General features: G+C 72.0%; 18 protein-coding genes. 11 read left to right on the forward strand and 7 right to left on the reverse strand.

The window, feature by feature from the left end; all coding sequences use genetic code 11:
- Positions 1–9: 9 nt before the first annotated feature.
- From A4R43_RS14885 to A4R43_RS14905, 5 genes are read left to right on the forward strand one after another with little or no spacing between them, the layout of a single operon-like run.
- Positions 10–3,837 (forward strand): beta-ketoacyl synthase N-terminal-like domain-containing protein, encoded by a 3,828-nt coding sequence (locus A4R43_RS14885; RefSeq protein WP_236809213.1) that lies wholly within the window; start codon positions 10–12, stop codon positions 3,835–3,837.
- Entirely contained in the window at positions 3,834–4,121 is a 288-nt protein-coding gene (locus A4R43_RS14890; protein WP_113692881.1) for an acyl carrier protein, read from the forward strand. Before A4R43_RS14885 ends, A4R43_RS14890 begins: the two co-directional genes overlap by 4 nt.
- Complete coding sequence (locus A4R43_RS14895; protein ID WP_113692882.1) at positions 4,118–4,900, forward strand: alpha/beta fold hydrolase; 783 nt, start codon at positions 4,118–4,120, stop codon at positions 4,898–4,900. The genes A4R43_RS14890 and A4R43_RS14895 overlap by 4 nt, the downstream gene beginning before the upstream one ends.
- The gene (locus tag A4R43_RS14900; protein ID WP_113692883.1) at positions 4,897–6,027 is read left to right on the forward strand and encodes a glycosyltransferase; all 1,131 of its coding nucleotides are present in this window, start codon (positions 4,897–4,899) and stop codon (positions 6,025–6,027) included. Before A4R43_RS14895 ends, A4R43_RS14900 begins: the two co-directional genes overlap by 4 nt.
- Positions 6,024–7,067 carry a class I SAM-dependent methyltransferase gene (locus A4R43_RS14905; RefSeq protein WP_113692884.1) on the forward strand — a complete coding sequence of 348 codons (1,044 nt, stop codon included), beginning with the start codon at positions 6,024–6,026 and terminating at the stop codon, positions 7,065–7,067. The genes A4R43_RS14900 and A4R43_RS14905 overlap by 4 nt, the downstream gene beginning before the upstream one ends.
- On the opposite strand, the gene A4R43_RS14910 is transcribed toward A4R43_RS14905, so the two are convergent.
- Both A4R43_RS14910 and rpsA read right to left on the reverse strand, forming a co-directional pair.
- Complete coding sequence (locus A4R43_RS14910; protein WP_113692885.1) at positions 7,037–8,872, reverse strand: AfsR/SARP family transcriptional regulator; 1,836 nt, start codon at positions 8,870–8,872, stop codon at positions 7,037–7,039. The two genes, A4R43_RS14905 and A4R43_RS14910, sit on opposite strands and share 31 nt — an antisense overlap.
- Before the next feature lie 1,052 nt (positions 8,873–9,924).
- On the reverse strand, positions 9,925–11,427 hold the full coding sequence (gene rpsA, locus A4R43_RS14915) for a 30S ribosomal protein S1 (protein ID WP_113692886.1): 1,503 nt from the start codon (positions 11,425–11,427) through the stop codon (positions 9,925–9,927).
- A gap of 271 nt (positions 11,428–11,698) precedes the next feature.
- Here rpsA and A4R43_RS14920 point away from each other — a divergent pair, with 271 nt between their 5' ends.
- The 6 genes from A4R43_RS14920 to A4R43_RS14945 all read left to right on the forward strand — a co-directional run bounded on the left by A4R43_RS14920 (position 11,699) and on the right by A4R43_RS14945 (position 17,503).
- Positions 11,699–12,544, forward strand: a complete 846-nt coding sequence (locus A4R43_RS14920; RefSeq protein ID WP_113692887.1) for a class I SAM-dependent methyltransferase — start codon at positions 11,699–11,701, stop codon at positions 12,542–12,544.
- Complete coding sequence (locus A4R43_RS43985) at positions 12,541–13,431, forward strand: GNAT family N-acetyltransferase (protein WP_113692888.1); 891 nt, start codon at positions 12,541–12,543, stop codon at positions 13,429–13,431. Before A4R43_RS14920 ends, A4R43_RS43985 begins: the two co-directional genes overlap by 4 nt.
- Entirely contained in the window at positions 13,428–14,261 is an 834-nt protein-coding gene (locus A4R43_RS14930; protein ID WP_113692889.1) for a GNAT family N-acetyltransferase, read from the forward strand. The genes A4R43_RS43985 and A4R43_RS14930 overlap by 4 nt, the downstream gene beginning before the upstream one ends.
- A gap of 97 nt (positions 14,262–14,358) precedes the next feature.
- Positions 14,359–15,036, forward strand: coding sequence for an ATP-binding cassette domain-containing protein (locus A4R43_RS14935; RefSeq protein ID WP_113692890.1), 678 nt, complete (start codon positions 14,359–14,361; stop codon positions 15,034–15,036).
- A complete protein-coding gene (locus A4R43_RS14940) occupies positions 15,033–16,928 on the forward strand; it encodes a YhgE/Pip domain-containing protein (RefSeq protein WP_113692891.1) in 1,896 nt (631 codons plus the stop codon). The genes A4R43_RS14935 and A4R43_RS14940 overlap by 4 nt, the downstream gene beginning before the upstream one ends.
- Positions 16,925–17,503 (forward strand): TetR/AcrR family transcriptional regulator, encoded by a 579-nt coding sequence (locus tag A4R43_RS14945; protein WP_113692892.1) that lies wholly within the window; start codon positions 16,925–16,927, stop codon positions 17,501–17,503. The genes A4R43_RS14940 and A4R43_RS14945 overlap by 4 nt, the downstream gene beginning before the upstream one ends.
- On the opposite strand, the gene A4R43_RS14950 is transcribed toward A4R43_RS14945, so the two are convergent.
- The 5 genes from A4R43_RS14950 to A4R43_RS14970 all read right to left on the reverse strand — a co-directional run bounded on the left by A4R43_RS14950 (position 17,484) and on the right by A4R43_RS14970 (position 22,618).
- Entirely contained in the window at positions 17,484–18,509 is a 1,026-nt protein-coding gene (locus A4R43_RS14950) for a PD40 domain-containing protein (protein ID WP_113692893.1), read from the reverse strand. The two genes, A4R43_RS14945 and A4R43_RS14950, sit on opposite strands and share 20 nt — an antisense overlap.
- Positions 18,506–19,750, reverse strand: a complete 1,245-nt coding sequence (locus tag A4R43_RS14955) for an MFS transporter (protein WP_113692894.1) — start codon at positions 19,748–19,750, stop codon at positions 18,506–18,508. The genes A4R43_RS14950 and A4R43_RS14955 overlap by 4 nt, the downstream gene beginning before the upstream one ends.
- 15 nt (positions 19,751–19,765) lie before the next feature.
- On the reverse strand, positions 19,766–21,337 hold the full coding sequence (locus A4R43_RS14960; protein ID WP_113692895.1) for a discoidin domain-containing protein: 1,572 nt from the start codon (positions 21,335–21,337) through the stop codon (positions 19,766–19,768).
- Positions 21,338–21,496: 159 nt separating this feature from the next.
- Positions 21,497–22,096 (reverse strand): Rossmann-fold NAD(P)-binding domain-containing protein, encoded by a 600-nt coding sequence (locus tag A4R43_RS14965; RefSeq protein WP_113692896.1) that lies wholly within the window; start codon positions 22,094–22,096, stop codon positions 21,497–21,499.
- Positions 22,097–22,168: 72 nt separating this feature from the next.
- The gene (locus tag A4R43_RS14970) at positions 22,169–22,618 is read right to left on the reverse strand and encodes a VOC family protein (RefSeq protein WP_113692897.1); all 450 of its coding nucleotides are present in this window, start codon (positions 22,616–22,618) and stop codon (positions 22,169–22,171) included.
- Positions 22,619–22,632: the final 14 nt, after the last annotated feature.

Raw genomic sequence — 22,632 nt, forward strand, 5'->3', positions numbered from 1 at the left:
ATCGTCGGCATGTCGGTCCTGCTGCCCGGCGCGCCCGACCTGGCCACCTACTGGCGCAACATCACCGGCGGGGTCGACGCGATCAGCGAGGTGCCCGGCGGACGCTGGGAATCCGACGACGCCGAGGTCTACTGCCGACGCGGTGGTTTTGTCTCCGGCGCCGAGATCGACGTGACCCGGTTCGGGATCATGCCGAACTCGGTGCCCGGCACCGAACCCGACCAGCTGATCGCGCTCCGGGTGGCCGCCGAGGCGCTCGCCGACGCGGGCGGCAGCCTGCCGGACCGGCAGCGCGCAGGGGTGATCCTCGGCCGCGGTGGTTACCTCACGCCCGGCCTCGTCCGGCTCGACCAGCGCGTGCGCACCGCCCAGCAGCTCACCCGCACGCTCGGCGAACTGCTGCCGGAGCTGGGTTCCGACCAGCTGGACCGCGTGCGTTCGGCGTTCACCGACGCGCTCGGCCCGCACTCCCCCGAGTCCGCGATCGGCCTGGTGCCGAACCTCGCCGCCTCCCGGGTGGCGAACCGGCTCGACCTGCGCGGCCCGGCGTACACAGTGGACGCCGCGTGCGCGTCCTCGCTGATCGCGGTGGACCACGCGGTGCGCGAGCTGGCGAGCGGCCGGTGCGACCTGATGCTCGCGGGCGGTGTGCACCACTGCCACGACATCACCCTGTGGAGCGTGTTCTCCCAGCTCAAGGCGCTTTCCCCGAGCGAGCGCATCCGCCCGTTCCACCGCGAGGCCGACGGCATCCTGATCGGTGAGGGCACCGGGGTGGTGGTGCTCAAGCGGCTGGCCGACGCGCAGCGCGACGGCGACCGGATCTACGCGGTGATCCGCGGGTGCGGGGTGGCCAGCGACGGCCGCACCGCCAGCCTGGTCAACCCGGACTCCGGCGGCCAGGTCACCGCGGTGCGCGCGGCCTGGCGGCAGGCCGGCCTCGATCCGGCGTCGATCGGCCTGCTGGAGGCGCACGGGACGGCCACCCCGGCCGGGGACGGCGCCGAACTGGCCACGCTCGCCGAGGTGTTCGGCCCGGCCGACGGCCCGCGCGCGGTGCTCGGCTCGGTGAAGTCGATGATCGGGCACACCATGCCGGCCGCCGGGGTGGCCGGGCTGGTCAAGGCCGCGCTGGCGGTCTACCACGGTGTGCTGCCGCCCACCCTGCACTGCGACGACCCGCACCCCGGCTTGGCGGACACCCGCTTCCGGACCACCGGCCAGCCCGAAGAATGGCCGGGCCACCGGCTGGCGGGCGTGAACGCGTTCGGCTTCGGCGGCATCAACGCCCACGTGGTGCTCGAACAGGCCGGTGAGGCCAAGCCGGTGGTCGAAGTCCGCGAGCCGGAACGCACCCTGCGCCTCGCCGCGTCCACTGTGGACGAGCTGGCCCGCGCGCTGGACGGCGACCCGGTGACCGGCGGCAGCGGCCCGGTCCGGCTGGCGATCGCTGACCCGACGCCGAAACGCCTGGCCGTGGCGAGGAAGGCGGTCGCCAAGGGCAAGCCGTGGCGTGGCCGCAACGACATCTGGTTCACCCCGGAGCCACTGCTGTCCGGCGGCGGCAAGATCGCGTTCATCTTCCCCGGCCTGGAAGCCGAGTTCGAACCGCGGGCCGACGACGTGGCCGCGCACTTCGGCCTGCCGTGGTCGGCACCGGACGCCTCGGTGCTCGGCGGGCACGGCGCCGGGGTCTTCCAGCTGGGCAGGCTGCTCGACACCGCGCTGCGCCGGATGAACGTGGTCCCCGACGCGGTGGCCGGGCACAGCGTCGGGGAATGGACCGCGATGGCCTGCGGTGGCATCTACGACAAGTCCGCTGTGGACGAGTTCCTCGGCTCCTTCGACCCCGCCGGGTTGCGCGTGCCGGGGTTGGCCTTCGCGGTCATCGGCACGTCGGCCGAGCGCGTCGCCGAAGCGCTGCCGCCGGAAGTGGTGCTGTCCCACGACAACGCGCCGAAGCAGGCGATGGTCTGCGGCCCGGCCGAACCGGTGGGCGAGCTGGTCCGGACCATGCGCGCGGCCGGGGTGATCAGCCAGGTGCTGCCGTTCCAGTCGGGCTTCCACACGCCGATGCTGGAGCCGTACCTCGGCCCGATCCGCGCCGCCGCCGACCGGTTCGAGCTGCACCCGCCGCGGGTCCCGGTCTGGTCGGCGACCACCGCGGCGGAGTTCCCGGCCGCGCCGGAGCGGGTGCGTGAGCTGTTCGTCCGGCACCTGCTCGAACCGGTGCGGTTCCGGCCGATGATCGAAGCCATGCACGCGGCCGGGTTCCGCGCCTTCGTCCAGCTGGGCGCGGGCCAGGTCGGCTCGCTGATCGGTGACACGCTCGCCGGGGCGCCGCACCTGGTGGTGGCCGCGAACTCGGCCAAGCGCTCCGGCCTCGCGCAGCTGCGCCGGGTGGCGCTGGCGTTGTGGACCGAAGGCGAGCAGCCCGATCTGCTGGAACGCCGGCCCGGGGTACCGATCGACCTGGACACCCCGCCGGTACGCCTCGGCGGCTCGGTCCGCCTGGACGTCGGCCGCGGGGAATCCACTTTGGACAGGTTCGCGGACTCCTCCCCCATCGCCGCCGAGCTTTCCGCGTTGATGCGGGAGACCGCGAACACCGCGGCCGAACTGCTCGCCGTGCGCAAGCCGCCCGTGCTCCGCGTGTCGGTGGACGAGATGCCGTACCTGGCCGACCACTGCTTCTTCCGGCAGCGCGAAGACTGGCCGGAGCTGGAGGACCGCTGGCCGATCGTGCCGGCCACCACGGTGATCCACCACCTGATCGAGTTCGCCGAGCGGGCGGTGCCGGGCACCCGCGCGATCGGCGTGCACGACGTGCACCTCTCGCGCTGGCTCGCCGCCATCCCGGCCACCGAGATCCCGGTGTCGGTCCAGGTGACCGCGCCCGGCCGGGTCGCGGTGGAACTCACCGGGTACGCCCGCGCCGTGGTCGAGCTGGCCACCGGCTACCCGGCACCGGGCGCGCTGTGGCGGCCGGGTCCCGAGCGCGCGCCGGAGATGACCGCGGCCCAGCTGTACGAAGAGAACTGGATGTTCCACGGCCCGCGCTACCAAGGGGTTTCGGAGCTGACCGCGATCGGCCCCGCGCACGTGCGCGGCGTGTTGACCACGCCGCCCGCACCGGGCGCGCTGCTGGACAACGTGGGCCAGCTGCTCGGTTACTGGATCATCGCGCACCACCCGGAGCGGGACGTGGTGTTCCCCGTCCACATGCGGCAGATCCGGTTCTTCGGCCCGCACCCGGCCACCGGCGAGCGGCTGGACTGCCACCTCCGGATCACCGCGCTCACCGAGTCCACTTTGGATGCCGACGTGCAGCTGTCGGCGGGCGGCAGGCTGTGGGCCGAGATCACCGGCTGGCGTGACCGCCGGTTCGACAGCAGCCCGCACACCCGCTCGGCCGACCGCTTCCCCAGCCGCAACACGCTGTCCGTGCCGGACGACGGCGGCTGGGTGGTGCTGCGCGAGCAGTGGCCGGACCTGGCCTCGCGTGAGCTGATCATGCGCAACCACCTCGGCAAGACCGAGCGGGCGGACTACGAAGCGGTGCCACCACGGGAAAAGCGGCAGTGGCTGCTGCGGCGGATCGCGATCAAGGACGCGGTGCGGTGGTGGCTCTGGAACCGCGGTGAGGGCGAGCTGTTCCCCGCCGAAATCCAGGTGATCGACGAGCACACGGTCATCGGGGCACACGGCCGCGTGCTGCCGCCGCTGACCATCGGCGTGGCGGGTCACGGCACCACCGCGGTGGCCATGGTCGACCCGGGCGGCACCGCGCTGGACCGGATCGCCGCGCAGGCGGCGGAGGAAGGAGCAGGCGTATGAGCACCGAGCGGATCCTCGCCGAGATCAGCGAGATGATCGAGGTGGTGCTGGCCGACTACGGCACCGGTGACGTGGAGATCGGGATGGACACCCGGTTCACCGATGACCTCGAGATGGAGAGCATCGACCTGGTGGCGCTGGCCGGGCAGCTCGAGGAGCGCTACGGCGGCCAGGTCAACTTCGCCGAGTTCATCGCCGGGCTGGAGCTCGACGAGATCATCGAGCTGACCGTCGGCGCGCTGGTGCGGCACGTGGAAGGCTCGCTCGTGGGGGCGGGCCGGTGAAGCTGACCGCGAACGGCATCGGCGTGCACGTCCAGCGGCTGGGCGACCCGGACGGCGCGCCGGTGGTCTTCCTGCACGGCCTGGGCACGGACAGCCTGGCCAGCTACTACTTCACGCTCGGCCCGGCGTTCGCCGCGGCCGGGCACGACGTGGTGATGTACGACCTGCGCGGGCACGGCCGCAGCGAGCGGCCGCCGAGCGGGTACCAGCTGGAGACCTTCGTCGACGACCTCACCGCGCTGCTCGGCGAGCTGGCCGTGACCGGGCCGGTGCACCTGGTCGGCAACTCCTTCGGCGGCACCATCGCGTTCGGCTTCGCGGCGCGGCTGCCGGAGCGCGTGGCGTCGGTGACCATGATCGAATCGGAACCCGCCACCGCGGCGTGGGCGGCGAAGATGGCGGTGAACCTCGGCCGGGCGCGCGAGCAGCTGGCCGAGGAAGCGGCCTTCGAGTGGATCACCGCGAACCACGGCGCGCACACCAGCAGGCTGGCGCGGTCGGCCGGGAAGGTGCTGCGCTCCAGCACGCTCGCCGACGACATCCCGGCCAGCGCGGTGCTCGCGCCCGGCGACATCGCCGCGGTGACCGCTCCGGTGCTGGCGATCTACGGCGCCGAGTCCGATCTCGCCGAGCAGGCCCCGGTGCTGGCCGGGCTGCTGCCGGTCTGCCGGACCGTGGTGGTGCCCGGCCAGCGGCATTCGGTGCTGGTGGAGCGGACCGAGCTGACCAGGGGCCTGGTGCTGGACTGGGTGCGCGAGCACACGCTGGTGCAGGCGTGAGCCGGTTCCTCCTGGTGGTGCCGCCCCTGGTGGGCCACGTCAACCCGGTGGTCGGGGTGGCCGCCGAGCTGGTCCGCCGCGGGCACGAGGTGGCGTGGGCCGGGCACGGTGAGCTGATCACCCGCCTGGCCGGGGCCGCGCACGTCTACGACTGCGCCCTGCCGCCCGCCACCCCGCGACCGCCCGAGCTGCGGGGTGCGGCGGCGCTGAAGTTCCTGTGGGAAGAGGGTTTCCTGCCGCTGGCCGAGTCGATGGCACCGGGCGTCGAAGCGGCGATCGAGCGGTTCCGGCCGGACGCGCTGCTGGTCGACCAGCAGGCGGTGGCCGGTGGACTGATCGCCGACCGCCTCGGGCTGCCGTGGCTGACCTCGGCCACCACCTCCGCCGAGCTGACCGACCCGCTCGCCTCGATGCCCAAGGTGCGCGACTGGGTGCTCGAGCGGCTCGCCGCGCTGCGCGCGTCGATCGGCGACCCCGACGGCAGCACCGATCCCCGGTTCTCCCCGCACGGCGTGCTGGCCTTCACCACCGCGGAACTGGCGGGCGAGATGCGCGGTGTCACCTTCGTCGGGCCGTCCATCGGTGATCGGGAGTCCGAAGTGGACTTCCCATGGGATTGGCTGGACCACCGGCCCACCGTGCTGGTCACCCTCGGCACCGCCAACGTCGACGCCGGTGCCCGGTTCCTCACCGAATGCGCGGCCACCGGGATACGGGCCGTGGTCGCCGATCCGGCCCGTGTGCTGTCCACTTCGGACACCGTGTTGCCGCTGCCGCACGTGCCGCAGCTCGACCTGCTGCCCAAGATGGACGCGGTGGTCTGCCACGGCGGGCACAACACCGTCTGCGAGGCGCTCTGGCACGACCTGCCGCTGGTGGTCGCGCCGATCCGGGACGACCAGCCGGTGATCGCCGAGCAGGTGGCCGAGGCGGGTGCTGGCGTCCGCGTGCGCTTCACCAAGGCCACCGCCGAGCACCTGCGGGTGGCGATCAGCACCGTGCTCGACCCCGGCAGCGGCATGCGGGCCAACGCGGCCCGGATCGGCCGGTCCTTCCGCGCGGCCGGTGGCGCCGCCGCGGCCGCGGCCCAACTGGAAGCCCTGATCACGGCGGGAGTGCACGCATGACCGAAATCGACCGGCTGCGGCCGGTTTACCAGGCGGATCTCGCCGGCGGGCTGGACCGGTTCTTCGAGCCGCGTGCCACGCGGTGCCCGTGGTGCTCGTCCGAGCGGCTGTCGGTCCGGCTGCGCACGCGGGACTTCCTGCAGCACAAGCCGGGCCGGTTCACGCTCGAGCAGTGCCGCGACTGCACGCACATCTTCCAGAACCCGCGGCTGAACGCGGCCGGACTGGAGTTCTACTACCGCGACTTCTACGACGGTCTCGGGGAAAAGCAGCTGGCCGGGCAGTTCGAGGGGCGCGGCAAGACCTATCTCGACCGGGCTCGGGCGGTCTCCGGCTTGGTGGAGCCGTCGAACTGGCTGGACGTCGGCACCGGGCACGGCCACTTCTGCGAATCCGCGCGCGAGGTGTTCCCGGAAACGCGGTTCGACGGGCTGGACCTCAGCGAGGGCGTGAAGCTGGCCGAGGAACACGGCCGCGTGGCCACCGGGTACCGCGGGCTCTTCGCCGAACTGGCCGGGGACCTGGCGAACACCTACGACGTGGTCAGCATGTACCACTACCTGGAGCACAGCACAGCACCGCAAGCCGAACTCGACGCCGCGCACCAGGTGCTGCGCGACGGCGGTCACCTGGTGATCGAGGTGCCCGATCCCGAGAGCCGCTACGCCCGGCTGCTCGGCCGCCGCTGGCTGCCGTGGCTGCAGCCGCAGCACCTGCACTTCGTGCCGCTGGCGAACCTGCGGCAGCGCCTCGAATCGCTCGGCTTCACCGTGGTGCTGGAGCAGCGCGCCGAGGCACACGACCCGATCGACCTGGTGGCGGCGGCCTGGCTCACGCTCGACGACCTCGCCCCGCGTGAGGACGCGCCGTGGCACCCGCGCCCGCCCGGCCGGTTCCGCCGAATCGCCCGCGGCGGCGTGCTGCTGGCCGGGGCGCTCGGTGTGGTGCTGGCCGCGGTCGCCGACCGGCTGGTGCGCCCGTTCGCCGGTCGCGCGCGGTTGTCGAACGCCTACCGGATGGTGGCACGCAAGGAATCGTGAGCCTCCTGCGCGCGTTCGCCAATGGCCAGCGCGGCCAGCCGGATCAGCGGGTGCATGCGATAGGTGAAGTAGCCGCTGCCCGGCTGCGGGCGGTTCTCCTCGACCTCGATCAGCTGCAGTTCGACCAGCTGCTCCAGCCGGGACTCCGCGGCGCGCTCGCCGATCAGGCAGGCGCGGGCGAACTCCGGCACCGACACCGCGGTGCTGAACAGGCCCGCGAACCGCTGGAAGGCGTCCGCCTGGTCGGCGTCGAGCAGCGCCGAGGTGCGTTCCACGCTGGCGAGCAGGTCGAGCCTGCCCGCGGTCAGCTCGCCGAGGCGGTCCCCCGGCGCGCGCAGGCGCGCCACCACGCGTGAGATCGACCAGTGCGGCCGCAGCGCCAGGCGGGTCGCCGCGCCGATCAGCGCCGCGGGCAGTCCACCGCACAGTTCGGCCAGTTCGCGCGCGGCGTCGGGTTCGCGTTCCACCTGCGTGCCGATCATGGATTCCAGCAGCCGCAGGGAGTCCTCGCCGGTCAGCGGGCGCAGCGCCACCGCCAGCCCGGCCGGGTCGGCGATGCGGCGGCGGCAGCCGGCGAGCACCGCGCTGCCCTCTCCGCCGGGCAGCAGCAGGTTCAGCTGCTGGGCGGCGGTCACGTTGTCCAGCACCACCAGCATGCGTCGGCGGGCGGTCCAGCTGCGGAACAGGTCGGCCCGCTCCTGTTCGCTGGCGGGCAGCCAGCAGTCCGGGCCGCGGATCGCACGCAGGAACCCGGCCAGCACCTCGGCCGGTGACTCGTGGGCCAGCAGGTCCGCGTACAGCTGACCGTCCGGAAAGGACTCCCGCACCTGGTTCGCCACGTGCGCGCAGAGCGTGGAGGTGCCCACCCCCGGCCCGCCGGCCACGGTCACCACGGCCAGCTTCGACGCCGCCCGCAGCTCGGCGGTGATCCGCTCGGCCTCGGCGCCGCGGCCGATCACCTCGACCGGGTCGGGCAGCAGCTGCGCGGGCGGGTGCCACCACGACTTGGCGCGGCGGATGCTGGTGGTGCCCGGTGGCTGGTCGGGCTTGACCTCGCCGTCGAGCAGGTCCTGGTGCAGGCGGCGGGTGGAGGCGCTCGGCTCGAGGCCGAGCTGGTCGATGAGGTCGGCACGCAGGCGCTGGAACACGCTCAGCGCCTCGGAACGCATGCCGGAGCGGTGCAGCGCCAGCATGAGCTTGGCGTGCAGGCCTTCGTGCGTCGGGTATTCCTGCACCAGCACACGCAGTTCGCCGATCAGGTCGAGGTGGCGGCCGAGCACCAGGTCGACCTCGATGCGCTGCTCCAGCACGGCCGCGCGTTCCTGGCGCAGCCGGGCCACGTGCGGGGCGAGGACTTCGCCGGGGTCGAGGTCGCACAGCGGGCCGCCGCGCCATTCTTCGAGCGCGCCGCGGAAGGCGGCCGAGGCTTCTTCGAGGCGCCCGGCGTCCAGTTCGGCGCGGCCGGAGCGGGCCAGCTCGGTGAAGCGCGCGATGTCGAGCGTGTGCTCCGGGAGGTTCAGCGCGTAGCCGACGCGGGGCCGGTGGACCACGGTGCCGCTGGCCGAGCGCGGTTCGCCCGCCAGCATGCGGCGGATGTTGGAGACGTAGACCTGGAGGGTGGTGCTGGCCTTCGGGGGCGGGTTGGCGCCCCACAGCTCGGCGCGGAGCTGCTCGGTGCGGACGACCTTGTTCCAGTTGACCGCGAGAAGGGCGAGGAGCTGGCGCACCTTGGGCTGCGAAGGCGTGACCAGGAGGCCATCACGGACGACCTCGAGCTCGCCGAGAACCCGCACGCCGACAGTCATTCACCCACCCCGAATCAGCGGTCCGAAGATCCGACAACCCGCGAGCACCGGCGGTGCGGGCGACGACAGGCAGCCCATCCCGGCTGTCATCCCTGAGTATTCCGCCGGATCGGTGCCGCGTCCATCAAAATCACCACGGAACGCACACTAGTGAATACCTCCGGGCACGCAAATTTCCCACGATCAGGGAGCCGTCACTCGTAGGTGTTCCACCCTATTCGGCTGCGGGCAACTACCTCACCCGGGTGAGCCGGCGATGGGCTGTCACGAATGTGGCTTTCGAGACATCGGGCGTCTCGAAAGCCACATTCGTGACACGGGCGGGGTTCCGCTGAGGCCGCCTGAGGAGGCTGAGCCCGGGGGAAGCCTGCCGGGCCCCGGGGAGCCGCTGCCGGGCCGAGCCTTGCCACGGCAGATCCGCGCCCGGAACGCACCCGGCGAGGGGGCGCCCGGCGGAACGCGCCCAATGGGACCGCCCGCCCGGTGGGACCGCGCACCAGTGGGCCAGCGCACCAGTGGGCCGCACGCCGATGGAGCCGCACGCCCGATGGCCGCGCACCAGTGGGCCGTGCACCAGTGGGCCGCGCGCCGATGGAGCCGCACGCCCGATGGCCGTGCGCCGATGGAGCCACGCGCCCGGTGGCCGCACACCAGTGGGCCGCGCACCAATGGAGCCGCGCCCGGTGGCCGCGTCGGTGGGATGCGCACCCGGTGGCCCGGGAGAGCCCGGTTGCCTGGGCGCCGGAAGCCGGGGATGCGCGGCCGCCCGTCCCCGGCTGCCTCAGAACACGAATGTGGCTTTCGGAGCGTTTTCCGCCCCCAAAGCCACATTCGTGTCCGATGCCGCGCCGCCGCGGCCCACCGTTCGGGCCCCGCGCCCCGAAAGCCACATTCGTGTCCGCGCCCCGCCCCCAAAGCCACATTCGTGTCCAGCCCCGCGCCCCCAAAGCCACATTCGTGTTCCGCGGCACCGGCACGCCGACCCCCGGGAAAGCGGAAACCCCGGGACCCATGAAGCGGGTCCCGGGGTTTCCGGAGAGGCTAGGCGTGGCTCACGCGCCGCCGGAGAGCTTTTCGCGGAGGGCCGCGAGCTGCTCGTCGGAGGCCAGGGTGCCGCCGCTGCTCTTCGAGCCGGAGTCGGCCGGGGCGGAGGTGTAGCTCTGCTCCCCACCGGACGGGTCGCCACCGGTCGCCGCGTTGGCAGCGGCTTCGGCGTCCTGCTCGGCGGCCTTGGCGATCTGCTTCATGTGCGCCTCGTACCGGGTGTGGGCCTCGGCGTACTGCCGCTCCCACTCCTCACGCTGCTTGTCGAAGCCTTCCTGCCACTCCTGGGTGTCCGGGTCGAAGCCCTCGGGGTAGATGTAGTTGCCCTGCTCGTCGTACTCGGCGGCCATGCCGTACTGCGTCGGGTCGAACTCCGAGTCCGGGGTGAAGCCCTCGTTGGCCTGCTTCAGCGACAGCGAGATGCGGCGGCGCTCCAGGTCGATGTCGATGACCTTGACCATCACATCGCCGTTGACCTGCACGACCTGCTCCGGGATCTCCACGTGGCGCTCGGCCAGCTCGGAGATGTGCACCAGGCCCTCGATGCCCTCCTCGACGCGCACGAACGCGCCGAACGGCACCAGCTTGGTGACCTTGCCCGGCACGATCTGGCCGATCGCGTGGGTGCGGGCGAACTGACGCCACGGGTCTTCCTGGGTCGCCTTCAGCGACAGCGACACGCGCTCGCGGTCCATGTCCACGTCGAGCACCTCGACGGTGACCTCCTGGCCGACCTCGACCACCTCGGACGGGTGGTCGATGTGCTTCCAGGACAGCTCGGAGACGTGCACCAGGCCGTCGACGCCACCCAGGTCCACGAAGGCACCGAAGTTGACGATGGAGGACACCACGCCCTTGCGGACCTGGCCCTTGGCGAGCGCGTTGAGGAACTCGCTGCGCACCTCGGACTGGGTCTGCTCCAGGTAGGCGCGGCGGGACAGCACCACGTTGTTGCGGTTCTTGTCCAGCTCGATGATCTTCGCCTCGAGCTCGCGGCCGACGTAGGGCTGCAGGTCGCGCACGCGGCGCATCTCGACCAGCGACGCGGGCAGGAAGCCGCGCAGGCCGATGTCCAGGATCAGGCCGCCCTTGACCACCTCGATGACGGTGCCCTTGACCGGCTCGTCCTTCTCCTTGAGCTCCTCGATGGTGCCCCAGGCGCGCTCGTACTGCGCGCGCTTCTTGGAGAGGATCAGGCGGCCTTCCTTGTCCTCCTTCTGGAGGACCAGGGCCTCGACCTCGTCGCCGACGGTGACCACCTCGGCCGGGTCGACATCGTGCTTGATGGACAGCTCACGCGAGGGGATGACGCCCTCGGTCTTGTACCCGATGTCGAGCAGCACCTCGTCGCGATCGACCTTGACGATGGTGCCTTCGACGATGTCGCCATCGTTGAAGTACTTGATCGTCTTGTCGATCGCGGCCAGGAAGTCTTCCTCCGACCCGATGTCGTTGACGGCGACTTGCTGCGGGGTGGACGCAGTCGGGGCGGTGGCGGTGTCGATGGTCATTAGGCGGGTTGCTCCGGTAACGGCTTGGGGATAGTAGGTTTGCTGTTTGCGCGCGCACCGGGCTGCCGGACGAACGATTCTGCTGCGTTCCCGAAGAAATCGGCCACGTGCATCACCGACGGCGGTGCGCGACCCGGACCCCAGCTGTGCGCCGGAGGGAGAGGTAGCGCGAACCCACTGCGCTAGTGAGTATCCTACGCGGCCCACTGGGCAGGGCACAAACAGGGTCCACACGCGCGGTCCGCTACGGCGCCTGCGGGAGGATGACCCGGTGACCTCACCGCCGCCCGACCGCCACGACCGCGCCGAGCAACGCCTCGGCACCGCCGCCATCGCCTACCGCGAGGTGGGTTCCGCGGAGGCCGCCGCGGCCAATCTTGCCTGGTGGGACGCCGACGCCGACGAGTACCACGAGACACACGGCGACTTCCTCGGCGAGGCCGACTTCCTCTGGTGCCCGGAGGGCCTGCGCGAGGCCGACACCGGCTTCCTCGGCCCGCTGGCGGGCCGCCGCGTGCTGGAGGTGGGCTGCGGTTCGGCGCCGTGCGCGCGCTGGCTCGCGGCACAGGGCGCGCACCCGGTCGCGCTCGACCTGTCCGCCGGCATGCTGCGCCACGCCCGCGAGGCCGCCGGGCGCACCGGCATCCACGTGCCGCTGGTCCAGGCGAACGCCGAGTTCCTGCCGCTGGCCGACGGCAGCTTCGACGCCGCGTGCTCGGCCTTCGGCGCGCTGCCGTTCGTGTCCTCGGTGGACGCCGTGTTCGCCGAGGTGCACCGTGTGCTGCGGCCCGGCGCGCCGTGGGTCTTCGCGGTCACCCACCCGATGCGCTGGATCTTCCCGGACGACCCCGGCCCCGCCGGGCTGACCGCCACCCAGCCGTACTTCGACCGCACCCCGTACGTCGAAGTGGACGGTGACGGCCGCGCGACCTATGTGGAGTACCACCGCACGCTCGGCGACTACGTCCGCGGCCTGGCCGGCGCCGGGCTGGAGCTGCTCGACCTGGTCGAACCGGAGTGGCCGGACGGGCACACCCGGGTGTGGGGCCAGTGGAGCCCGTTGCGCGGCAAGCTCTTCCCCGGCACCGCGATCTTCCGGACGCGGAAGCCGGGGTGAGCTTCGCCGGGCTGGATCCGCTGCTGCCGGAGCCGAGTGCCCCGGCGGGCGAGCGCATCCACGCCCGCGTACCGGGTGAGGGCCGCGAGGTCACCGCGGTGCTCTACCGGAGCAAGCTGACCCCCGGCACCGTCGAGCGCCTCTTCTCCCCCGCCGTGACCTGGGAGATCACGCCACTGCTCGACGCCGGTGACGCGGCGGGCCTGCGCGCGCTGCTGCCCGCGCTCCGGCTGCGGGTGCTGGCCGAGCGGCCGGACGCCGATTCGGCGTGCGTGCTGGCCTGGCCGAGCCTGGACGCACCGGTGCTCGGTGTGCTGCCGCGGCACGGCTTCCTGCCGAGGACCGCGATCGGCGTGCGCACGGGTCCCGTTCCGCCCGAGTACCGGCCGTCCGGCTTGGTCGTGCGCCCGGCGCGCGAGGCCGATCTGGAGGAACTGCTCGAGCTGGAGGTCGCCGAGCTGCGTTACGCGGCGCTGGTCGGCACGGCCCGGCTGCTCGACGGCGCCGCCACCCTGCTCGAACCGGGACTGCGGCGGCTGCTGGTGGAAGGCCGGGTGTGGCTGGCCGAAGCGGACGGGCTGGCCGTCGGCATGGTGAGCACGCGCTGCCTGATCCCGGAGGCCGGCGGCCCGCTGGCGAACCGGCTGCCCGGCGGGCGCTGGGGATACGTCTCGACGCTGTCGGTCACCGAAAGCGCACGCGGCACCGGCGTCGGCCGCGCCTTGATGGCCGAGGCGCACCGGACGATGCTCGGCTCCGGTGTGCGCGGCACCTTCCTGTTCTACAACCCGTGCAACCCGCTCTCCTCGGTGTTCTGGCACCGCCAGGGTTATCGTCCACTGTGGACCATCTGGGACGTGACCCCGGCGGGGGAGATGAGGGCATGACCGAACTGCACGCGGTGACCGCCGATGGCGAGCGCGTGTCCGCGGTGCTGCGCCGGGAACGGCTCGAGCCCGGCGCGGTGGACCTGCTGTGGTCGGCCGCCGAGGTGTGGCGGCTGTTCCCCGCCACCGGCACGACCGGCACCGCGGCGATGGACGCGCTGCTCCGGGCGTGGCGCGCCGAACTGGACCACGAGTCACCCGGCGAGGACTCGGCGTGCGTGGTGACCTGGCCGAGCCACGACGCCGAGGCGATCCGCGCCTTCCTCGACCACGGGCTCGCGCCGGTCACCGCGCTGGCGACGCGCACCGGGCCGCCGGAACCGGGTGGCCACCCGGAGGTGACGGTCCGCCAGGCGCGGCCGGACGACTTTCCCGCCGTGCTGGACCTCGTGCTGGAGGTCTTCGAGTACTCCTCGCTGGTCGCGCTCCCCCGGCGAGGGGATGCCGCCGAACTGGTCGCGCCGAGAATGCGGCGGAAGCTGGAGCAGGACACCGGCACCGTCTGGGTGGCCGAGGTGGGCGGTGTTGTCGCAGGTCTGGCCGACTGCTCGTGGGTGGACGTGACCGGCGACGCCGGTGCCGCCGAGCTGCTGCCGCCGGGCAGCTGGGGTTATCTGAACAACGTCGGCACGGCGCGCGAAGTGCGCGGGCGCGGCATCGGGCGGACACTGGCCGCGGCAGCGCACGCGTACTTCCACGAACGCGGGGCGGCGGGCACCTACCTCTACTACAACCCGCCGAACCCGTTGTCGTCGGTGTTCTGGCACCGCCGGGGCTATCGTCCACTTTGGACGATCTGGGAGGTTCGCCCGGCTTCGCTGTTGCGGTAGTCACTCGACCGGGGTGTTCTGCCCGGCTGAGCTTGCCCACACCCAGCTCCAGGCCTACTTTTGAACTGACCAGTCAGTTCAAATCCCGGGAGCCCCCGTGCAGGTTCACGCCGATCGCGTGTCCGTCACCGGACCGCACGGCACGTTGATGCCACCGACCTCGTTGACCGTCGCCGCCGGGCAGCTGGCGGTGCTCCACGGCGAGCCGGGGGCCGGGCTGACCGCGTTCGGGCTGGCGCTGGCCGGGCGGTTCAAGCCCGCGACCGGCACGATCACCGGTCCCGCGAAGCTGCGTGAGGCCTCCGCCGTGGTCGACGCGCCCGGGGTCAGCGAGCCGGACGGCGCGCTGAGCCTGAGCGTGGTCGCCGGTGAGGAACTGGCGCTGGCGCGGCGGCCGTCGTCGAAGGAGGACGTGCGGCGCTGGCTCGCCGCGAACGACGTCGGCCCGTTCGCCGACACCCGCTTCGAAAACCTGGAGCCGGTGGTGCGCACGCGCCTGCTGACCACGCTCGCCGCGAGCCGGAAGGGCGTCGAACTGCTGGTGCTCGACACCCCCGACCGGCACACCAGTGACGTCGACAGCTGGGTGTCCCTGGCCCGTGAGCACGCCGAACGCGGGCTGGCGGTGGTGGTGCTGAGCGCGACCACACCCGCCTCCGCGCTGCCGTTCACCCCGGCGCGTGCCGGTGAGCTGGCGCAGCCGGAGCCGGAGCAGTGCGCTCCCCTGCCCGCGCCCGGGAACGACACGGAAGACGCCGAAGGAGAACAGCAGTGAGCAGCGTCCGGATCGCCCTCAACGAACTGCGGAGGCTGACCGCCGGGAAGCTGCCCAAGCTGGCGATGCTCGCGCTGGTGCTGGTCCCGCTGCTCTACGCCTCGTTCTACCTGTACGCGAACTACGACCCGTACGGCAGGCTGAACAAGCTGCCCGCCGCGGTGGTCTCCGCCGACATCGGCGCCACCGACAGCGAGGGCACCCAGCGCAACATCGGCCGCGAGGTGACCGACGAGCTGGTCGGCTCGGGCACCTTCCAGTGGCACGAGGTGTCCGCGGAGGAGGCGCAGAACGGGGTGCGCGACGACAAGTACTCGTTCGCCATCACCATTCCCCGCGAGTTCTCCACCGCGCTGCTGTCCACCGGCAACTTCCAGCCGCAGCAGGCCACCATCACGCTGACCACCAACGACGCCAACAACTACCTGTCCGGCACCATCGCCGACCAGGTGGCCGAGCAGGTGCGCGCGACGATCGCGGAGAAGGTGGGCAGCGAGGCCGCGGACCGGTTCCTGGTCGGCTTCTCCACCATCTACGGCAAGATCGAAGAGGCCTCGCGCGGCGCGACGCAGCTCGCCGACGGTGCCGGGCAGCTGGTCAGCGGGCAGCAGCAGCTGGCGGACGGCGCGAGCCAGCTCTCCACCGGCAGCACCCAGCTGTCCACCGGGCTCAACACACTGCGCGACAGCACGAAGGAACTGCCGTCGAAGTCGAAGCAGCTCGCCGACGGCGCGAGCCAGGTCGCGGCGGGCAACGCGAAGGTCGCCTCGGCCGCGCAGGTGGCCGCGGGCGCGTCCACCGACCTGCAGAACTCGCTGGACAACGCGAACGGGCAGCTGGCGCAAGCGCTGCGCAACGGCGGGCTCAGCGAAGAGGAGGTGCAGCACGCGCTCAGCGTGCTCGGCCAGCTGCGCAAGCCGGTGGACGACGCGAACGCGAAGATCCAGCAGGCGAACAGCGATCTGAGCAGGCTCGCCGACGGCGCCCGCCAGGTCTCCGAGGGCGCCGCGCAGCTCGCCGCGTCGGCACCGACCCTGGTCGACGGCATCGGCAAGGCCGCGGACGGCGCGCAGCAGCTGGTCGACGGCTCGTCGAAGCTGGCCACCGGCGAGCAGGACGCGCTCAAGGGCAGCACGCAGCTGCGTGACGGCGCCAACCAGCTCCGCGACGGCCTCGGCGCCGGGCTGAAGGAGATCCCGAACCCCGACGACCCGACCCGGCAGGCCACCGCGAACACCATCGCCGACCCGGTGGCGGTCAACTCGGTCGGCGTGGCCTCGGCGGGCACCTACGGCGCCGGGCTGGCCCCGTTCTTCATCGCGCTGGCCACCTGGATCGGCGCGTTCGTGTTGTTCCTGCTGCTGCGGCCGCTCTCGACCAGGGCGCTGACCGCGGGCGCGTCGCCGGTGCGGGTGGCCGTCGGCGGCTGGCTGGCCTCGGCGCTGCTCGGCATCGCGCAGGTGATCGTGTTGTTCGGCGCGGTGACCTGGCTGGTCGGCATCCACGTGGCGCACCCGCTGGGCGCGATCGGCTTCGCCATCCTGGTCTCGCTGTCGTTCACCGCGATCGTGCACGCGCTGAACGCGCTGTTCGGCGCGGTCGGCAAGTTCCTCGGCCTGGTGCTGCTGGTGCTGCAGCTGGTCAGCGCGGGCGGGACCTTCCCGTGGCAGACCATCCCGGACGCGCTGTACCCGCTGCACATCGTGCTGCCGATGGGCTACGCCATCGACGGGTTCCGGCACCTGCTCTACAGCGGGGCGTCACTGCAGATCCTCGGGGACATCGGGGTGCTGGTCGCCTATCTGGTCGGCGCGCTCGCGGTGTCCGCGTACGCGGCCAGCAAGCGTCGCATGTGGACGGTGTCGCAGCTGAAGCCGGAGCTGAGCCTGTGAGCGCCAGGGCCGACGCCACCCGGCGCAGGCTGTTCGAGGCCACCCTGAAGCTGGCCACCGACCGCGGCCTGGTCGGGCTGACCGTGGACGAGATCGCGGCCGAGGCCGGGGTGGCCAAGGGCACCGTGTACTACAACTTCGGCAGCAAGGACGGGCTGATCGACGCGCTGCTGCGCTACGGCGTCGGCCAGCTCGCCGACCGGCTGCGCGAAGCGGCCGCGCCCGCTGACCCGGTCGAGGCACTGGAGTCCCAAGTGGACAGTGCGCTCCGGTTCATCGCCGAGTACCCCGGCTTCTCGCAGATCCTGGTCAGCGAGATGTGGCGGACGCCGGGCCAGTGGCACGAAACGCTGTCGCTGCTGCGCGAGGAGATCATCTCCATCGTCAAGGAGCAGTTGCAGCGCGTCGCCGACGCTGGACGCCTGCCCGACGGCGTGCAGATCCCGACCGCGGCGGCCGGGTTGTTCGGCACGCTGCTGGTGGTGGCGCTGGACTGGCAGGTGTTTCAGCGGCAGCGCAGCCGGGACGAGGTCCGCGAGTCGGTGATGGTGCTGATCAGGGGCCTCGCGAGGTGACCGACGGGGACGAGCCCCACGGCACCAGCAGCCTTGGGGCACCGGAACCGTCGGCGGGCACGGCCCAGATGTCCGAGCCGCCGTCCCGCGGCAGTTCGTAGGCCACGGTGTGTTCGTCCAGCCAGACCACCTGGTCGTCGACGCTGCGCGTCTCGGCCAGCGGCGTCTCCCGCAGGGTTTCCAGGTCGAGCACGTACTCGCGCCACGGCCGCGCGGCGTCGTCGGAAACGCGTTTCTTGATCGCCAGCCGCCTGCCGTCCGGTGACAGCGACGGGCATTCGGCGTTCTCGGCCAGGGTGCGCGCGGTCCACGCGTCGTAGTCGCCTTCGAGCAGGTGGGTCCGCCCGGCGGTGGACACGGTGGCGTAGAAGCGGCTGCCGTCGGCGGTGAAGCCCGCGCCCCAGACGTTGACGTCCTCGGCCTGGTACGGCCTGCCGTCCACGGTGAGCGGGATGCCCTCGATGTTGCTCAGGTACGCGCCGTCCCGGCGGTCCAGGATCGCGGTGCGCGTGGAGAACCCGGTGCCCTGGGTGTACGAGTCGCCGGTGACGAAGGTGGTCCAGGTGGCCATGCGGCCGCCGGCGGACAGCTTCGCCCGGCTCGGGATGCCCGCGACCTCCACGCGTTCGGTCTCGCGCAGCCGCTCGTCCACCCGCAGCGCGACCGCGCTGGGCATCAGGCCCGGCGCGGTCGCCAGGCACACCCCGGTCCCGGCTTCGGTGTGGAACCGGTCGCAGGCGAGCTGGCTGATCCGCCGCGGCCCGCCGGGATCGGCCAGCGCGACCGAGGCGACCTTGCCGTGGTCCGGTCCCGGCGCGGTGGTGCGGAACAGCAGGCGGCCCGGTTCGAGCAGGTCGGGCGGGCCGCTGTGGTCGACCGCGACGGTGACGTCCGGCCGTGCCCGCGTCGGATTTCCCGCCATCGCGTCGAGCGTGTAGATCGTGGCCGCCCCGCCGAGCAGCACGGTGGCGCCGAGCGCGGTCCACACCTTGACCCCGAACCTCATACCGCTCCCCTTTCCGCGCGCAGCGGCCGGACGATCAGCGCCGCGACCACCACCACCGCCAGCGCTCCCGCCGCGAGGTACAGCGCGGGCCGCATGCCCCACAGCGTCCAGGCCGCGCCGAACAGCACCGAGGACGCGAGCTTCGCCAGCGCCTGCCCGGTCTGCAGCACGGCGAGGCCGCTGGTCCGCAGCCCGGCGGGCAGCAGCGGGCCGGCCGCGGCCATCAGCACCCCGTCGGTGCAGGCGTAGAACAGGCCGTGCGCGGTCAGGCTCGCCACCACCAGCCACAGCCCGTCCGCCGCGCCGAGCAGCAGCGTGTAGGCCGCGAGCAGCGCGAGGTGACCGGCCACGAACACCTTCCAGCGGCCGATCCGATCGGCGACCCGGCCCAGCGGCACGGCCAGCAGCAGGTAGATCCCGGCGGTGCCCAGCGGCAGCACCGCGAAGTAGGCCGGCTCGATGGACAGCCGGTCCTGCAGCAGCAGGTAGACAAACGCGTCACCGACGGTGGCCAGGCCGAACAGCGCCGCCCAGCCGCAGATCCGCCGGAACCCGCGATCACGCAGCAGGCCGAACGCCGCCCGCGGCGAAACCGAGCTTCGCCGGTCGACCGGCTCCCGGTGGTCCCGGACGAACAACACCAGCAGCACCACACCCAGCGTCGCGACGCAGAAGCTGACGAAGAACACCGCCTGGTAACCGCCGGTCACCGCCCACAGGAGCAGGAAGGCGACCAGCGGCCCGAGAAAGGCGCCGACGGTGTCCATCGCGCGGTGCACGCCGAACGCGCGGCCGAGCGTGCCGGGATCGCTGCTCAGCGAGATCAGCGCGTCACGAGGGGCGGTGCGCAGGCCCTTGCCGGTCCGGTCGGCCGCCAGCACCAGCCCCATCGAGGTGGCCGAGCCGGTCACCCCGAGCAGGCCGAGCTTGGCCACGGCGGAGATGCCGTAGCCGAGCCCGGCCACCAGCTTGCGACGCTGCCAGCGGTCGGCGAGCGTGCCGCCGGCGATCCGCACGAACGCGGTCACCCCGGAGTACAGCCCGTCCAGGATGCCGAACTGCAGCGGCGAAAAACCCAGCTGCAGCACCAGGTACAGCGGGAGCACCGCGGTCACCATCTCCGAGGAGACGTCGGTGACCAGGCTGACCGCGCCGAGGGCGAACACGTTGCCAGCCACGCGGCGCCCGGCGCCGTCCGGCCGCGCTTCGAGGCCGGTTTCCCGCGCCGATGCGATGTACACGGTGGTCTCCCCCGGTCAGCGGCAGGTGTAGGGACCGGCCTTGTCGAGGAGCTTCCCGTCGGTGCCGATGATCTCCCACGAGTAGGTCTTGCCGCTGGTCACGAACTTCATCACGCCGTGCTTGGCGAACGACTTCTCCACGCCATCGCGCGGCTTGATCTGCGTGTACAGGCTGTCACCGCCGATGCCGACGATCGCCGACCGCACGCCGTTCGCCTCGTCCACCCGGCCCTGCGAGTTCAGCGGCTTGATCCGCTCGTAGTGGTGGTCGTGCCCGCCGAAGACCACGTCGGCCCTGGCCTTGACCATCTCGTCCCACAGCGGCGCGATGGCCTTGTTGTCGCCGTACTCGCCCGAGTTGAACCGCGGGTGGTGCCAGTAGCCGACCACGCACGACTTCGTGTTCTTGGCCAGGTCCTGCTTGAGCCACGTGACCTGCTCGGCGTGGTTGCCGTCGGTCACCGGATCGGAGTCGAGCGCGACGAAGTGGAAGTCACCGACGTCGAAGCTGTAGTACGGCTTGCCCTGCGGCGTGGCGATCGAGCCGAAGTACGCCTTGTACCCCTTGAGCTGGTCGTACCACTCGTGGTTGCCGGGAGTGGGCTTGGTGATGCTTTTGAACTTGCCCCAGGTCTTGTCGTAGTAGGCCCTGAACTCGCTCAGCGTGCCGTTGTCGTACTGGTTGTCACCGACGGTCAGCACGTGCTGCGGCTTGATGCCCGCGACCAGTTCGGCGGTCTTCGAGTGCTCGGACGGCAGTTCGCGCTTGGCGATGTCCCCGGCGATGACAAAAACCGTGCCGCCGGTGCCGTTGCCCGGCTGGGTGCTCGCCTGCACCGACGCGCTCGGCGCCGACAGATTGCCCGCGGCGTCGCGGGCACGCACCGCGTAGGTGAACGTGGTGCCGGAGGCGAGGTTCGTGTCGGTGAACCCGGCGGTGGTGCTGGTGCCGACGACGTTGCCGTTGCGGAGCACCTCGTACCCGGTGACGCCGACGTTGTCGGTGGCGGGCGTCCAGGCCAGGGTGATCGCGTCGGTGGTGGCCGAGGTGGCCTTCAACCCGGACGGCGCGCTCGGCGCCTCGATGTCACCACCACCGGTGCGCGAGCCGTGGACCTCCAGCTCCCACAGCGAGTACCCGTAGCTGGTGGCGCGCTGCGTGCCGAGCACGCGCACGTGCCGGGCCGCGGCGTCCAGGCCGGTGAGCTCGTCGATCGCGCCGTCCGAGCCGGTGACCGACTTGACCGTGGTCCACGCGCTGCCGTCGGCGGAGACCTGGAGCTGGTACGCGCTGGCGTGGGCGGCCTCCCAGTTCAGCTTCACGCGGGTGATCCGCGCGGGCCCGCCGAGATCGACCGCGATCCACTGTGGATCGCTGCCCTCCGCGCTCGCCCAGCGGGTGGTGGTGTCACCGTCGACGGCGAGCCCGCCGCCGAAGGTGGCGTTCTCCACCGACGAGGTGGTGGTGGGTTTCTGGTGGGACAGCAGGGTTTCCGCGACGGTCTCGCCGCTCGCGGCGACCACCGACTGGGCCAGCAGGGCGGCCAGCGCTATCGGCAGCCCCTTCAGCAGGGCGGATCGGCTCATCTGCGCTCTCCTCGAGGTGCGGGCGGCGGAAAGCGGTGGGTGTTCAATTAGTTAACAAAGTTATCTATTTCGGCAACGTAGCACCGCAGCCGATTCACGATCAAGGGCACGCGAAAACGCCCCCACTACCGGAGCAGTGGGGGCGTGGGCGGGGGCGGGTCAGCGCACGTAGGGCCGGTTGTGCCCGATCTGGTGCACCGAGGTCGGCCTGCCCTCCAGTGCCCGTTCGACCGCTTCGAGCACCCCGGTGGCGATCTCGGCGTGGCTCAGCGGCCTGCCGGTCTGCTCCGAGATCGCGCCGAGGCGCACCTGCTGGGTGGGGTGCACCGCGAGCAGCGATTCCGCCTCTCCCGCCCGCACCGACGCGGCCTCCCGCACCTCCACCACCGGGGCTTCCGGCCGCAGCAGCGGCTCGACCACCCCCATCACCGCACGGCGGTAGGAGTCGTGGACCCAGGCCACCAGCAGGTCCGCCGGGCCGCCGAGCGCGTCCTCCGCCTTCTTCGCCAGTTCACGTGGACGTTCCCATTGCGCTTCGACCCAGATGGCCCGGCCCAGCGTCGCGGTACCGCCCTGCGGCCGGTGCCCGCGCGGCCCCATCGACAGCCGCGCGGCGATGCCCGGCTCGAGCGGGCGGCCGCCGATCGGGCTGTAGCGCCTGCTCGGCAGGACCACCAGCCAGCCGTCACCGGTCAACGATTCCGCGACGCCGGCCAGCATGCCGGTGCCACCCAGGATCAGCGCCTTTCTCAGCACCATGTGAGCCACGCTACTCGCGAGCGGAAGCCCCTGCCGTCCGGCGAAAGGCTTGTTTACCGCGATGAAACGCGATCAACCGGTCTCGCCGAAGCCCCAGTCCTTGCCGGGATCGAATTCCCGTCGCTCGGTGAGACTGAACCAGTTCCCGGAGTCATCACGGAACAGACATTCCACTCCGTACGGTCGGTCAGCCGGTTCGGACAGGAAGTTCACCCCGCGCGCGGAAAGCACCTCGTGGGTCTTGCGGCAGTCCTCGGTCTCGAACACGCCCATGCCGAGCACGCCCTTGGCGATCAGTTCGCGCAGCTGCTTCTCGGTTTCCGGGTCGTGCTGCGGCGGACCGGGTTCCATCAGGGTGAACTCCAGCTCCGGCTGCCCGGGCAGGCCCACGGTCAGCCAGCGGAACCGGCCGTCCATGCGCACGTCCTGGCGCACCTCGAAACCGAGCTTCGCGGTGTAGAACTCCTTGGCCGATTCGTGGTCCAGCACGTAGATGCCGGCGTGCGACAAATTCTTGATCATTTCCACTCCCGTCT

The sequence above is a fragment of the Amycolatopsis albispora genome (assembly GCF_003312875.1).
GTDB classification, from domain to species: domain Bacteria; phylum Actinomycetota; class Actinomycetes; order Mycobacteriales; family Pseudonocardiaceae; genus Amycolatopsis; species Amycolatopsis albispora.

Coding starts and splice junctions, on each gene's coding strand:
- A4R43_RS14885 (WP_236809213.1), top strand. CDS start 10: ATGTCGGTCCTGCTGCCCGGCGCGCCCGACCTGGCCACCTACTGGCGC.
- A4R43_RS14890 (WP_113692881.1), top strand. CDS start 3,834: ATGAGCACCGAGCGGATCCTCGCCGAGATCAGCGAGATGATCGAGGTG.
- A4R43_RS14970 (WP_113692897.1), bottom strand. CDS start 22,618: ATGATCAAGAATTTGTCGCACGCCGGCATCTACGTGCTGGACCACGAA.
- A4R43_RS14905 (WP_113692884.1), top strand. CDS start 6,024: ATGACCGAAATCGACCGGCTGCGGCCGGTTTACCAGGCGGATCTCGCC.
- A4R43_RS14930 (WP_113692889.1), top strand. CDS start 13,428: ATGACCGAACTGCACGCGGTGACCGCCGATGGCGAGCGCGTGTCCGCG.
- rpsA (WP_113692886.1), bottom strand. CDS start 11,427: ATGACCATCGACACCGCCACCGCCCCGACTGCGTCCACCCCGCAGCAA.
- A4R43_RS14965 (WP_113692896.1), bottom strand. CDS start 22,096: ATGGTGCTGAGAAAGGCGCTGATCCTGGGTGGCACCGGCATGCTGGCC.
- A4R43_RS14950 (WP_113692893.1), bottom strand. CDS start 18,509: ATGAGGTTCGGGGTCAAGGTGTGGACCGCGCTCGGCGCCACCGTGCTG.
- A4R43_RS14960 (WP_113692895.1), bottom strand. CDS start 21,337: ATGAGCCGATCCGCCCTGCTGAAGGGGCTGCCGATAGCGCTGGCCGCC.
- A4R43_RS14910 (WP_113692885.1), bottom strand. CDS start 8,872: ATGACTGTCGGCGTGCGGGTTCTCGGCGAGCTCGAGGTCGTCCGTGAT.